The organism is Streptomyces lydicamycinicus, from assembly GCF_000829715.2.
Taxonomy (GTDB): domain Bacteria; phylum Actinomycetota; class Actinomycetes; order Streptomycetales; family Streptomycetaceae; genus Streptomyces; species Streptomyces lydicamycinicus.
This window is the reverse complement of record NZ_BBNO01000007.1, coordinates 212,930-225,841: the sequence shown is the minus strand read 5'-3', so window position 1 is coordinate 225,841 and position 12,912 is coordinate 212,930. Positions and strand designations below refer to the sequence as shown.

The 12,912-nt window shown below is 71.8% G+C and carries 10 protein-coding genes; 3 read left to right on the top strand and 7 right to left on the bottom strand.

Annotation, left to right across the window (positions count from 1 at the left end; all coding sequences use genetic code 11):
- Window positions 1-22: 22 nt before the first annotated feature.
- On the bottom strand, window positions 23-733 hold the full coding sequence (locus TU31_RS23490; protein WP_042158035.1) for a CTP synthase C-terminal region-related (seleno)protein: 711 nt from the start codon (window positions 731-733) through the stop codon (window positions 23-25).
- 76 nt (window positions 734-809) lie between these two features.
- Between TU31_RS23490 and TU31_RS23485 the strand changes: the two genes are divergently transcribed.
- From TU31_RS23485 to TU31_RS23475, 3 genes are all read left to right on the top strand, one after another.
- A complete protein-coding gene (locus TU31_RS23485) occupies window positions 810-1,745 on the top strand; it encodes a LysR family transcriptional regulator (protein WP_042158034.1) in 936 nt (311 codons plus the stop codon).
- 181 nt (window positions 1,746-1,926) lie between these two features.
- On the top strand, window positions 1,927-2,922 hold the full coding sequence (locus TU31_RS23480) for a DMT family transporter (RefSeq protein ID WP_063770820.1): 996 nt from the start codon (window positions 1,927-1,929) through the stop codon (window positions 2,920-2,922).
- A gap of 91 nt (window positions 2,923-3,013) precedes the next feature.
- Entirely contained in the window at window positions 3,014-4,072 is a 1,059-nt protein-coding gene (locus tag TU31_RS23475) for an RICIN domain-containing protein (RefSeq protein WP_042158031.1), read from the top strand.
- A gap of 54 nt (window positions 4,073-4,126) precedes the next feature.
- On the opposite strand, the gene TU31_RS40460 is transcribed toward TU31_RS23475, so the two are convergent.
- The 6 genes from TU31_RS40460 to TU31_RS23445 all read right to left on the bottom strand — a co-directional run bounded on the left by TU31_RS40460 (window position 4,127) and on the right by TU31_RS23445 (window position 12,757).
- Window positions 4,127-5,734 (bottom strand): serine/threonine-protein kinase, encoded by a 1,608-nt coding sequence (locus tag TU31_RS40460; RefSeq protein ID WP_052719021.1) that lies wholly within the window; start codon window positions 5,732-5,734, stop codon window positions 4,127-4,129.
- A 123-nt stretch (window positions 5,735-5,857) separates the two neighbouring features.
- Window positions 5,858-6,532: a DUF5825 family protein gene (locus tag TU31_RS23465; protein ID WP_078885919.1), complete on the bottom strand. Its 675-nt coding sequence runs from the start codon at window positions 6,530-6,532 to the stop codon at window positions 5,858-5,860.
- 48 nt (window positions 6,533-6,580) lie between these two features.
- The gene (locus TU31_RS23460; protein WP_042158028.1) at window positions 6,581-8,515 is read right to left on the bottom strand and encodes a RiPP maturation radical SAM C-methyltransferase; all 1,935 of its coding nucleotides are present in this window, start codon (window positions 8,513-8,515) and stop codon (window positions 6,581-6,583) included.
- A gap of 260 nt (window positions 8,516-8,775) precedes the next feature.
- Entirely contained in the window at window positions 8,776-10,626 is a 1,851-nt protein-coding gene (locus tag TU31_RS23455) for a S9 family peptidase (RefSeq protein ID WP_042158027.1), read from the bottom strand.
- Window positions 10,623-11,894 (bottom strand): MFS transporter, encoded by a 1,272-nt coding sequence (locus TU31_RS23450; RefSeq protein ID WP_042158024.1) that lies wholly within the window; start codon window positions 11,892-11,894, stop codon window positions 10,623-10,625. Before TU31_RS23450 ends, TU31_RS23455 begins: the two co-directional genes overlap by 4 nt.
- Before the next feature lie 485 nt (window positions 11,895-12,379).
- Window positions 12,380-12,757, bottom strand: coding sequence for a DUF2267 domain-containing protein (locus TU31_RS23445; protein ID WP_042158023.1), 378 nt, complete (start codon window positions 12,755-12,757; stop codon window positions 12,380-12,382).
- Window positions 12,758-12,912 lie beyond the last annotated feature (155 nt).

Below are 12,912 nucleotides of genomic sequence, written 5' to 3'. Positions count from 1 at the left end.
CCCATGGGTCGGCCCGGTGCGCTCATCGTGCGCCGGCGTGGTCCACGGCGGCCGAGGCCAGGCCGGTGACCAGCGGGTGCGCCCGGGTGCCGTCGCCGTCCAGCTCGGGCTGGAAGAGGGTGGCCAGGAAAAAGGGGTGGGCGGGCAGTTCGGCGATGCGCAGGTCGCCGGATTCATCGGTGCCGGTGAAGGTCAGTCCGTGTGCCCGCAGGACATCGAGGTAGTCGGGGTTGGGGCCGTAGTTGCAGTGATAGCGGGCCGGCGTACGGTCGGCGCCGAGAAGTTGGGCGGCCCGGGAGCCCGACGCGACCTTGACGATGCCTTCGTGGCCGACCAGGGAGCAGGCGAGCGGGACGATGACGGCGTCCTCGTCAGCGGTTTCCGGGGCGTTCTCGGCATGGCCGGCCCCGGGCACGCCGCAGACGTTGCGGGCGAATTCCAGCAGCGCGTGCTGGAAGCCGCCGCAGGTGCCCAGAAAGGGGATGCCGCCTTCGCGTGCGGCCCGGATCGCTGCCAGGACACCGCTCTCGCTGCGGTAGGGACTGCCGGGCAGCACCCAGACCGCGTCAAAGCCGTCCATGCTCTGGCCGGCGTCCTGGGTGGGGATCCAGTAGGCATCCAGGTCCAGTCCGTCCCGCACCCGCAGCGCCTCCAGCAGGCCGGGGATGCGGGCATGGGACCGGATGGCGTCGGAGCGGTCGCCGACCAGGGCGATACGTGCGGTGGGGTTCATGGCGACGATCCTGCAACCCGGGGCACATCAGGTCCAACGATGATGTGTGCACCCGCCATTAGCGATCCTGATGCCCATGGATCCCCATCTGCTGCGCACCTTCGTCGCGGTGCTCGACCACCGCTCGTTCTCCGTCGCCGCCTCGGCCCTCGGCTATACGCAGTCCGCGGTCTCCCAGCACATCGCCGCCCTCGAAGCCGATCTGGGAGCCCGGCTGGTCGAACGCCGCCCGGTGGCTGCCACCCCGGCCGGAGCACGGCTGATGGAGCACGCTCCCGCCCTGCTGCTGCGCCTGGACGCCGCCCGCACCGACATCTCCCGCCTGCGGCACGCCCGCTCCACTCAACTGACCCTGGCCTGTTCGCCCGCCGCTCTGACCCCCGCCATCGCGCAGGTCCTGGTCCAACTGCGCGCCGCCGCCCACGCGTTGGACCTGGAGGTGCAGACGCTGGGCCGGGAAGCGGTGCTCGCGGAGGTGCTCACCGGACGCGCCGACCTCGGCCTCGTCGACGGCACCGCCGCCCCCAGCGACCCGCTCCCGCTGCCCGACCTCGGGCCCGCCACCACCCTCGCCGCGGCCGAGGAGCCCCTGGCCGTGCTCTTCCCGGACCACCATCCCCTGGCCCGGCGCCGCACCGTGCGCCTGACCGACCTGGCACAAGCCCACTGGATCGACGCCCCGGACACCGCGATACCCCTCGACCGGCTGCGTGACGTCTGCCGCACCGACGGCTTCCGTCCCCGGATCCGGCACCGCGGCACCGACCTGCACGGCCTCGCCGCACTCGCCACCACCGGCCACGGCCTCGCCGCCCTCCCGCTCCCCCTCGCCGCGACGCTCGGCGGCACCGCCGTGCCGGTGGCAGAGCCCCGGCTGATACACCGCACCGAACTCGTCCACGCCGCCAACCCCACGGAAATGACCCGGCGGTTGGCCGAGCTCCTCACCGGTGACCACACTCGCCGTGGAGCGGGGTGGTCGTCTGCTGCCCTCGGCGGCGGCCGGGCTTGACGTCCTGCCGCCTCGGCAGAACGGCGAACGCGCCGGCACCGGGACTGCCGGATTCCCGGCATGGCCCGACCGGCCCCGGTATTCGCTTGTCAGTGCGGTGCGGCCTCTTACAAGCTGTCGGCTCATGTGCGCGCAGGGCGTACGTGGAGAGCTTTGGGAGGACACCGGAGTGAGCCGGCGGGTGGGAACAACAGCGGTGGACGGCGATGTCGGGTCAGTGCGGCGGGCGAACGGGCGAGCGCTCGCCGCGGCCTCCGTCACCGTGGTGCTGTGGGCGTCGTCGTTCATCGCGATCCGTAGTTGCGCCGCGGATTTCGGGCCGGGCGCGCTCGCACTGGGCCGGCTGGTGGTGGCGTCCGTCGTGTTGAGCGCCCTCCTGCTGGCCCGGCGTGGTGGATTCCCGGCCCGCGAGGCCTGGCCGGGCATCCTCGCCTCCGGAGTCCTGTGGTTCGGCGCGTACATGGTCGCGTTGAACTGGGGTGAGCGGCATGTGGATGCCGGCACGGCCTCCCTGGTCGTCAACGTCGGGCCGATCCTGATGGCGCTGCTGGGAGGGTGGCTGCTGAAGGAGGGCTTCCCGCCGAAGCTGATGGCGGGCATGGCGGTGTCGTTCGCCGGGGCCGTGGTGGTCGGACTGTCCATGTCCGGCGGTGGCACGTCGTCTCTCGTCGGCGTCCTGCTGTGTCTGTTCGCGGCGCTGGCATACGCGGTGGGTGTGGTGCTTCAGAAGCCGACCCTGAAGCACGCCACACCGATGCAGGTGACGACGTTCGGCGCGCTCGCCGGAGCGGTGGCCTGTCTGCCGTTCGCCGGGCAGTTGGTGTCTCAGGTGAGCCGGGCCCCGGTATCGGCGACCTTGCAGATGGTGTACCTGGGTGTGTTCCCGACCGCCCTTGCGTTCACCACGTGGGCCTATGCGGTGTCCCGTACGACCGTCGGGAAGATGGGCGCCACGACGTACGCGGTACCGGTTCTCGTCGTCTTCCTGTCCTGGCTGTTCCTCGGCGAGATACCCGGCTGGCTGACGCTCCTCGGTGGTCTCCTCTGCCTGTCCGGGGTGGCGGTGTCGCGGATGCGGGGGAAGGCGCAGCCGCGGGTCCCGGAGGACGCACGAGGGGGCGGTGCGGACGCGCGGGCGGAGGGGCCGGCGGAGTCCGCGCAGCGCACTGCCGGCTGAGCACTGCCGCCCGGGCATCGGGGGCGATAGCGTGCGGAACACGGTGGACCACACCACCAACACCTCGATCAGATAAGGGGGTTGTTCTGGTATGAAACCGACCGGACACAGCGGTTTACGCAGAACACTCACCGTCTTCATCGCCGTGCTCGCCGTCGCCCTCGGCCTGACCACACAGACCGGTACGGCCCAGGCCGATGACGGCTCGGGCCTGAACGGCCTGACGTTCACATCGGTCAACAACGGCCGGAACCTGGATGTGCAGAACGGCAACACCGGGGACGGTGTCTTCATCGTCACCAACTCCGCGCCGGGCTACCACCAGAAGTGGAACGCCGGTCTTCAGGCCGATGGATCGTTCACCCTCGTCAACGACGCCACGGGCAAGTGCGTCGGAGCGGGCTATCCGCTCAAGCAGCAGTCCTGTTCCGGATCGTCCGGTCTGCGCTGGTACTTCCAGCCCGTGAGCGGCGCCGGCGACACTTTCATGATCCGTAACGCCGGTGACAACAAGTGCGTCGACGTCGTGCTGGGCGCCCAGTACAACGACGCATGGACCCAGACCTACGGCTGCAACGGCAGCAAGGCGCAGCAGTGGAGGGTCCCCTCGTCGGCGACCGGCGCCGTGTTCAAGGCCGCGGTGTCCTATGCGTCGAAGCGCTGCCAGAAGGACGCCACAACCTGCTCGTGGACGAAGGGTTCGCAGGCCCCGGCCGAGCCCCTTCCCAAGCAGTGCGTCTCTCCCGTCTGGTACAACGGCACCGAGGCGCCGGTGCCGTGGACGTTCTCGCTGAGCACCTCCAGCGGCTGGTCGAGCCAGCTCGGAGTGTCCTTCACCTCCACCCTCGGCACGGGCATGGCGAGCCCGGTGCAGACCAGCGTCAGTCTCACCCTCTCCGGCCAGGTCACCTACGATCTGCGGACGGATCTCGGCAACAGCCTGGTGATCTCCGTGCCGTCGCATCAGTACGGCTGGGTGGCGCTGTCCGAGCTGGCGACGAAGGTGACCGGTGAGTGGACCTTCGACGCGAACGGCTTCCCGTGGAAGGCACAGGACACGGTCACGGTTCCGCTGCGCAACGATGACCAGGGCCGTGCCAGCATCTATCTGGCGCAGACCAGCCCGGACTTCACGAACTGCAACAGCTGAACCAGAAGGCGGGCCCGCACGGATCGTGCGGGCCCACCCTGAAGCGGACGCGGTCTAGGAGCACACGGACTTGAAGGTCTCGGCGTCGTCCTCCCACTCCTGGCGCGCCGAGCTGAACGCGTCCTTGTAGGTCTCGGCCTGTGAGCTGTCGCGGCGGTTGAGCGCGGCGTCGAACCGTGATGCCGCGTCACTCAGCGCCCGCGCGTCGTCGGCGAGGTCGCGGAGCGCCGAGGCCACCTCCGAGTCGCCCGCGTCGCTCGCCGCTGAGTCGAGGCTGGAGGCCAGCGAGCTCAGGGAGGCGGCGCTCGCCTTGTCGTACATATCGAGGTTGCTGCGGAAGACCTGATTGCCCCGCGCACAGCCGTCGGGGGTCGCTTCCTCCGTCGGCTCCGGGGTCGAGGTGTCGCTGCCGCCGGTCAGACCGGTCGCCTGCGCGTTCACGTCCGGCGACGAGGTGTACGACGGTGTGGAGTACGTCGATGAGGGGGACGGCGATTCCTTGAGCTCGTCGCCGATCGCGCCGATGACCTTGTCCGGGCCGATGACGAAGAACGCCACCGCGGCGAGCAGTCCAACCACGGCGAGCGCGCCACCGGACGAGCTTCCCCCGCCGGACGAGCTTCCCCCGCCACCGGCCGGCGGCTTGACGCCGGCCCCTCCCCCCGTCTTGGTACCGGCCTTGCCGCCAGCCGTGTCCTTCTTCTCGGTCTCGGCGGTGCGGGGCGCCGTGTCGCCCTGGCCGGCCTTCTTGGTCTTGGGCGGCACATACGCCTTGGTGTCGTACCCGGCCAGGGACCTCTCCACGGCCTCGGGGAGCCAGGAACCGGCGAGGGCCAGCGTCTGACCGGTCGTCTGCTTCCTGGCGTACTCCATGATCTCGCTGACGGCGGGCCGCTCCCCGGGGTCCCGGGCAAGGCACCGCTCGACGACCGCGCGCAGTGTGGGCGGACAATCGTCCAGCTCCGGGGCCTCGTTGAGGATCCGGTAGAAGAGGGCGTCGGGATTGCCCTCGCCGAAGGCGGTACGTCCGGTGGCGGCGAATACGGCGAGGTTGCCGAGCGCGAAGACATCCGTGGCCGGGGTGGCGGAGCGCCCGCGGATCTGTTCCGGGGCCATGAACGCGGGTGTGCCGACGCGGATGTGGGTGCTGGTGAGCGTGGTGGCGTCGGCGGCGTGGGCGATGCCGAAGTCGATGACGCGGGGGCCGTCCTCGGCGAGGAGGATGTTGGCCGGTTTGAGGTCGCGGTGGATCAGTTCGCAGCCGTGGATCGCGGTGAGGCCCTCGGCGACGCCCGCCAGCAGCCGGAAGACCGTGAGCAGCGGCAGCGGACCGTGCTCGGTGACGGCCTGGTGCAAGGTGGGGCCGGGCACATAGGCGGTGGCCAGCCAGGGCAGCTTCGCCTCGCTGTCGGCGTCGACGACCGGTGCAGTGTAGAGGCCCTGGACGCGCTGGGCGGCGTCGATCTCCTTCCGGAAGCGGCGCCGGAACTCCTCGTCCTGGGCGTAGTCGGGCCGAACGACCTTCACCGCGAGCGCCCGGCCACCAGGGCTGAAGGCGAGGTACACCCGCCCCATGCCGCCCGCGCCGAGCCGTGCGCGTAAGTCGTATCCGGCCACCCGGGTCGGATCGTCGTCGTCGAGCGGAGCGAACCGGACAGCCATCCGTACCCCCGTGCTGTCTCAGGACCGACATCGGACCTCGGCAGCATCCCACGAGACATACGGCGGATACATGCCGCATGCGCAGACCGGAGCTGCGCATGCGCCGGCGCTCCCCCGCGGTCCTCAGACGGCCATCGCCTCCTGGATCCACCGGTTCACCCGGTACGGGAGCCACCACAGCAGGGGCCCCGTGCGGAAGACCAGGCGCTCCGCCAGGAAGTCGGCGGCGATGGCCGGGGGCACGTCGCGGAGCGGTGCCCCGTAGGAGAGCTGGGCGATCGCCTGCTGGTATTCGGGCTCCTCGGCGGTGAAGCGGCGCAGTTCGCCCCAGCGGCGGTCGCGGATCTGGACGAAGCCGGGGCCCTGGCGCCACAGGCACTTGCAGAGGTAGTGCCCGTTGCGCCACTCGGCCAGCGCGGCCGCGGGGTCGGCGGGGCCGGTGAGGGTATGGGGCGGCTGGAGGTGGCTGAGGTCGCGCCAGCCGTCGTCGGGCTCCGGGGGCAGCCGCAGCTGCCACTGCACCATGACGGCACGGGCGGTCAGATCGCGGATCAGGCACAGGCTCCGGACGGCCTGGGCGGCGTCGGCGGGGTCGTCGACCGCGGTCAGATCGATCTCCCCGGTGAACTCCACCCGGCGGGCCCCGAGTTCCCACAGCCGGGCGGCCTGATCGTCCGGCGGCGCGGTCAGGTCGAGCGCGCCCAGGCTCATGCCCGGCAGGGCGCAGGCGTCCTTGTCGTAGTCGCGCCAGGCGTGGAGGGTCAGCGCTCGGGAGGATGGGGCGGCGGTGCTGATCATGGCGTTCTCCTGCGGGGCATAAGAGTCCTGCTACGGGCCGGGCGGGGATCAGACGTGGGCGACGAGGGCTCGGGCGTCGTCGTCGGGCCGTTCCGGCCGGGCTGCCGCGGCGTGGGTGTGGCGCATGAAGTCGAGGCGCAGCAGGTCCTCGTTGACGGCGGCAGGTGCCAGGTGGACGTACTGGCCGCCGTCGGTGAAGACCAGCCCGAGCGTCACCCAGTGCTGGAGGAGGGCGTGCACGGCGGCCTCGTCGACGGTGTGCTCGGGGAGCCGGGCGGCGAGCTTGCGGGTCAGGGCGGCGGGGGCGTGCGGCTGGTCGAGCAGCCGGAAGGCGGCGATCTCGGTGGGTGCGGTGAGTTCCAGGGCGCCCCAGTCGAAGGCGCGCCGGCGGCTGACGAGCACGATGCGGTCGCCGAGGTCCGCATGGGTGAGTCTGCTGTCCGCGTGGTGCTTCTTCCAGGCGGCGAGGGCGTCGTTGAGCGCGGTGACGGTGGGCTTGGTGATGCCGCGTTCGGGCGCCTCGAAGACGTAGGCCATATCGAGGAGTTCGGATTCGGGCAGGTCGTAGGTGAACCGGTAGTGCTCCTCGGGGCGCAGACCGGTGAAGCCGAGTTCGGGACGGTTGAAGTACGGGCTGAAGCGTTCGATGGCGATACGGGCGGAGAGGTCGACCGGCGGGTCGAGGTGTTCCAGGGCCGGTATCTGGGCGATGACGGGCTCGTAGTCCGTGGCGCTCTCCCCGGGGAAGCCGTGGAGGTAGTTCCAGGAGACGGAGAGCCCGGTCTCGGCTCCGTCCCGGAGCATGCGGACGTTCTGGCAGCCGCTGACGCCCTTGTCCATCAGGTCCAGCACCCGGCTGTTGAGGCTCTCGATGCCCGGCTGGACGTAGATCATTCCGGCCTGGGCGAGGGTGCGCAGCTGGGGCCGGCGCATATTGGCCTTGATCTCGATGTGCATCCGCAGGTCGTAGCCGCTGTCGATGATGCGGGGCAGGACGGTGGTGAGGTAGCCCATGTCGAGGATGTTGTCGACGAGGTACATGTCCAGCACCCGGTGCCGGCGGGCCAGGTCCATGATCTCTTCGTAGAAGGTCTCGGGGCTCTTGCTGCGGAACTGCATGAAGGAGCCGTTGAGTCCGCAGAAGGTGCAGTGGTGCTTCTCCCCCCACCAGCAGCCGCGGGCCCCCTCGACGACGAGTTTGGGCTCCACCCAGTTGCGGGCGACGGAGGACGCCAGTCGCTCGAAGTAGCCGCTGTAGTCGGGCGGCAGGATGGTCGCGGGCGGCAGCGGTCTGGTGCTCATCGGGTTCGCGACGCTTTCGCCGTCGGCGTCGCGGTGGCACAGTCCGGGGACGGCGGACAGGTCGCCGCCCTCGTCGAGCGCGGTGAGCAGCTGGGGGAAGGCGGCCTCGCCCTCGCCGCGCACCACGAAGTCCACGAACGGGAAGTTGCGGTGGGTGGCGTGGCCCTGCTCGGCGTCGCAGTTGGCGCCGCCCATGACGGTTCTGATGTGCGGGGCGAGGCGTTTGACGTACTTGGCGGCGGCGAGCGCGGCGGTGTTCTGCTGGAAGGTGGAGGTGAAGCCGACGACGTCGGGGCCGGCCGCGACGATCCGCTCGGCGATCTCCTGCACGAACTGCGGTACCACACGGTGCAGTTCCTTGGACATCTGCAACCGCTCGTCACGCAGTTTGCCGCGCATCGAAGCGGTGAACTCCGGCACCCGCCACTCGGGGTCGTCATAGAGGGCGGAGGAGAACACCCAGTCGCCGCATCCCATGAAGTAGGAGGAGAGTGCGTAGTACTGGTAGTCGTCCGCGGTGAACTCGGTCCGCCGGGTGATCCAGTCGGTGAACTCCAGGTTCGCGTGCAGGACATCGGCCCGGCCGGAGGTTCGCTCGTCGACGCTTCGTCTCAGGATGCCGAGGGCGAGGGACGGCAGGTCGATCGGGGACCAGGGCATGTTGACCAGCAGGACGCGCATGGCGGCTCCTCGTACGACGGTGGGGTGGGAGGTGGCCGGCGGCCGGCCGGTGAGGTGCGGCGGTCCGGCCGGCCCGGTGTGCCACCGGGCCGGCCGGGGAGGGTCAGTCCTCCTCGGTGTCCTCGGCGTTACGGAACGGGACGGTCACCGTGACGCCGATGCTCGGTCTGCGGTTCTCCTCGTCACCCGCGAGCGGGTCGTTGTGGATGATGTCCTTCTGCATGGCTGCTTCTCCTCTTCTGCCGGTTGCGGAACGGTTCTTACGCTCCGGGGGCGCCGGACGGGCCGGTGCCTCCGGAGACCCCGTCCACCGGGGGACGGGGGGTTCGGTGGGCCGCGGGAGCGCGGCGCAGCTGCTGGTCCAGGAAGCTCAGCGCGCGGTGCAGTACGGCCACGTGGTGGGCGCCGGTGTAGCCGTCGTGGCCGGTCTCCAGCCACATCGACTCGTGTGCCGCCCCGGCCCGCCGCAGTGCGCCGAGGTAGCTCCGTACCTGGCCAGGCGGGCATTTGGTGTCGAGGGTGGCGGCGATCACCAGCAGCGGGGCACGGACGTCGGCGGCGTAGTGGAGGGGTGAGCTCCGGGCGTAGCGCTCGGGCACGGTGTCCGGCGTGCCGCCGAACAGCCGCTCGTCCAGGGCCCGCAGGGCGGGGGTGCCGGTGCGGTACGCCGCCGCGCAGTCGGCGACGGGTTTGACGGCGACGCCCGCCTGCCAGAGGTCCGGCCGGGTGCCGAGCGCGAGCAGGGCCAGATAGCCGCCCCAGGAGGTGCCCCACAGGCCGATCGCGTCCGCGCGGGCCAGGCCGCGGCGGAGCAGATCGCCGCGGACCGCGACGAGGTCGGCGACCTGGGTGAGCCCGACGCCCGCGCCGTACGCGGCGCGCCAGCGGGGGCCGTAGCCGGTGGAGCCGCGGTAGTTGACCCGGGCGACGGCGAACCCGGAAGCGACCAGGGAGTGCACCTCCGGGTCGTAGGCGTCACGGTCGTGGTCGGCGGGGCCGCCGTGCACCAGGAAGACCAGCGGGGGCCGACGGCCGGTGACCGGTTCCGGTTCGCTGAGCAGGGTGTGCACGGGCCCGTCCGGGCCGGGCGTCCACAGTTCACGGTGCCGGCCGGGCGCTGGGGTCGGCAGGGTGGCGAGCTCCGGGAGCCGGGTGCCGGCGGTGGAGCACATCCGGGGCGGGGTGGCGCTGTCGGTCCAGAGGTAGTGCACATCGTCGCCCGGGTGCGGGGCGGCGTCGAGCAGGGTGCCGGGCGGGGACGGTACCGGGGTCAGGGTGCGCCGGTCGAGGTCGGCCGCGGCGAGGGTGGAACGGCCGTGGCGGTCCTGGCGGATGAGGACGCGGCGTCCCGCGGGGTACCAGCGCGCGGTGATCTCGGTGTCGAAGCAGCACCAGTCCTGGGGCAGCAGTCCGCTGCCGGGCCGCCATGTCGCCAGCCGGTAGCGGTCGTCGTGCTCCTGGACCAGCAGCAGTTCGGTGCCTGCCGGGGACGGTGCGAAGCCGAGCGCCCAGAGCCGGCCGTGGTGTCCGGAGAGTTGGTCGAGCACCGCCCCTGAGCAGGTCACGAGCGTGACCGCCCGGTCGGAGCCGGCCGCCCCGGACAGGGCCAGCAGCCCGCCCGAGGGCGAGATGCCCGTCAGCAGGGCCGGCCCGTCGACGGTCCACACCTGCCGGGCCGGACCGCCCGGCCTCCCAAGGTGGACGGTCATTCCGCTGCCGTCCCCGAGGCCGAGGGCCACGGTCCCGGCGTCGCTGACGGCGAGGCCGTGCGGGCGGCCCGGCGACAGGCCGGTCAGGCCCGGCTGCCGCGCTCCGCCCTCGAAGTCCTGGAAGTACCACAGTCCGTGGCCGTGGCGGTCCTCCGCGAACCACCACACCCGGGCCTCGGCGTCGAGGGCGCAGTGCAGGGTGCCGTGCGGGCTGTCGGTGACCTGGCGCGCGGTGCCGGTGACGGCGTTCCAGGTGAAGATCTCGCAGCGGCCGTCGGCGTCCGCGGCCAGCGCCATCCGCGCCGGGTCACGTGGACAGACCTCGGGCAGCGCCGGGTGGTAGACCCGGAAGCCGGTGTCGGCCGACGGCAGTGCGGTGAGGTGTGCCGTGGTCGTGCTCATGCGGGCTCCGAATCGGCGCGGCGGGTGCGGGCCGGTGCCACGCAGGTCGTGTGGAGCGCGAGCACGGCCAGCAGCGCGGCGCAGCCCATGAGGGTGACGGCGGCCCCGGCCCGGTCGGCGGACAGCCCGGCCAGGGCGGGCGCCACGGCGGCGGTCGCACCCGACACGGTGGCCAGCACGGTCCCGGTGCGGGCCTGGAGTCCGGGTGGGACGACCTGGATGATCCGGGCCTGTAGCGCCACGGTGGCCACCGGCGTCAGCAGACACAGCAGACCGAAGAGCAGGCCGAAGTGCCAGGCGTCGCGGGCCATCGCGAGGGCAGCGGCGGGCGGCACCATCAGCCAGGAGACCGTCACCAGCACCCGGCCCGCGGAGCGCCGGCCGGCGATCCGGGGTGCGGCGAGCGCTCCGGCCAGACCGGCCGCCCCGGCGAGCGCGAGGACCAGGCCCAGCGGTGCCGCGCCCCGGCCGTCGTGCTGAAGGGCGAACACCGTCGTGTAATACAGCGCGACGAGCAGGGCGTTGACGGCCGAGATCCACAGGAGCGCGAGCCGCAGGAAGGGTTCGCGGCGGATCAGCGCCAGTCCGGCCGCTGCTTCGGCGGCCCGGGACCGCAGCCCTCGGCGTACCGCTCCGGCCGGTGACTTCTGCTCACGGGGCGGAACGAGGGGCGCGCGCATGGCGCCGATACAGCCCGCCGCGACGGCGTAGGAGAGGGCGTCCGCGAGGAACGGCAGCCAGCGCTCGGCGTGGAAGAGCAACCCGCCCAGTGCGGGCCCGAGCACGAGGGCGCCTCCCTCCCCCGCCTGTAATCGGGACAGGACGCGCCGGTGCTCCCCGGGCGGGCACACCAGGGCGACGGTGCCGAGCGCCGCGGCCTCGTAGCAGGAAGTCGCGCACCGCTCGACGAGCACGGCGGCGATGAGCACGGCCAACGGGACCGGGCCCGCCGCGACGGCGACGGTGACCCCGGCCATCGCGGCGGCGGAGACCAGTGCGGAGCCCACCATCAGCTGCTTGCGCGCCCCGCGGTCGGCGGGGACGGCGGCGAACGGGCCGAGCAGCAGCGTCGCGACCGCGGAGAGTCCGGCGAGGGCCCCGACCTCGGCGGGTGACCGGCCGAGGGTCAGCAGCAGCAGCGGCAGGACCAGCCCGGATGTCTGGCTGCCCAGGGCGTCGCAGGTGCCCGCCCACCAGAACAGCCGGATATCGCGGCGGACATGGGGCAGCGGTGCGGCCGGTGCCACCGCCGGCGCGGTCCCGGTCATCAGGGGCGGCCCGGGGCCGGTCGCGCGGTGCCGCGGTGGGCAGCGCCGTACGTGGTCCGTGCCGGGTGGTGCGTACGGCCGCTGGTGCGGCCGCGTGTCGGGCCGTCCGCCGTCACGGGCCGGGAGGAGATGCGCGGTAAGTCGTAAGGTGCGCCGCCTGCCGGGGATTCCGTTGACCGTTCCATGCGAAGCCACCTCACACATGTGGGCAGACCATGAAGATCAACCACACCAATAGGTCAACTTACGGAGGAAATGTGTCCGAATCGTGCCGGAGCTTAGCCAGACAGTGACGCGGGCCACAAGGTGTGTGCGAGGAACACCTTCAAGCGGAACGACAGGGCAGGCGGATCAGGTGGGACCGATCCGGTGCGCCCACTCGGGAGCCACGCCGAACGGCCGGCCGTCCGCCCTCACCCCTCAGCCGGTGGCGGGCCGGCCGATACTGCGGCCCACTCGCCACGCGCGGGCCTTGGAGCCGGCCGTCAGCGCGCAGCCTCCACCAACTGCGCATACTCCTTGCCGAGTTGCGACATGGCGTGCTCGAACTCCTTGCGGGAGATGACCTCTTGGAGCGTGCCGAGGACCGCCCGTACACCGCGGTCGGCTTCCGACGCGGACAGGCCGGTGCGCGCTCGCACCCTGCGGATCGACTCGTCCGGCCCGAAGATCTCCATCTCCCGCCGCTCCCGCTTCAGCGAGACACGCAGCGGCTCGGGAAGTTCGAGGGCCAGATCGCGGGCTTCGCCGTCGCTCAGACGCAGGGCCAGCGTTTCGAGCGTGGCGCGGGTGAGATCGGCCCCTTCCTGCCGCGAGAGCCTCGCGCGGTCCGCCACTGCCCGGAAGAACTCCTTGTCGTCCATGCGAGCCTCCACATCGGAATCGGGGGATGGGCGAGGGAGGCACCTCACCCACCACCTTGCCACGATCCCCCGCCCACCGTCGGCCCACCACCGGCTGCACCCGCGCACCCACCGAACGTCACCGACGGAGGGCGCCTGACCTGCGGTGATTGCGG

Excerpts from the sequence above, each read along its gene's own strand:
- TU31_RS23490 (WP_042158035.1), bottom strand. The coding sequence starts at position 733 with ATGAACCCCACCGCACGTATCGCCCTGGTCGGCGACCGCTCCGACGCC.
- TU31_RS23485 (WP_042158034.1), top strand. The coding sequence starts at position 810 with ATGGATCCCCATCTGCTGCGCACCTTCGTCGCGGTGCTCGACCACCGC.
- TU31_RS23475 (WP_042158031.1), top strand. The coding sequence starts at position 3,014 with ATGAAACCGACCGGACACAGCGGTTTACGCAGAACACTCACCGTCTTC.
- TU31_RS40460 (WP_052719021.1), bottom strand. The coding sequence starts at position 5,734 with ATGGCTGTCCGGTTCGCTCCGCTCGACGACGACGATCCGACCCGGGTG.
- TU31_RS23465 (WP_078885919.1), bottom strand. The coding sequence starts at position 6,532 with ATGATCAGCACCGCCGCCCCATCCTCCCGAGCGCTGACCCTCCACGCC.
- TU31_RS23460 (WP_042158028.1), bottom strand. The coding sequence starts at position 8,515 with ATGCGCGTCCTGCTGGTCAACATGCCCTGGTCCCCGATCGACCTGCCG.
- TU31_RS23455 (WP_042158027.1), bottom strand. The coding sequence starts at position 10,626 with ATGAGCACGACCACGGCACACCTCACCGCACTGCCGTCGGCCGACACC.
- TU31_RS23450 (WP_042158024.1), bottom strand. The coding sequence starts at position 11,894 with ATGACCGGGACCGCGCCGGCGGTGGCACCGGCCGCACCGCTGCCCCAT.
- TU31_RS23445 (WP_042158023.1), bottom strand. The coding sequence starts at position 12,757 with ATGGACGACAAGGAGTTCTTCCGGGCAGTGGCGGACCGCGCGAGGCTC.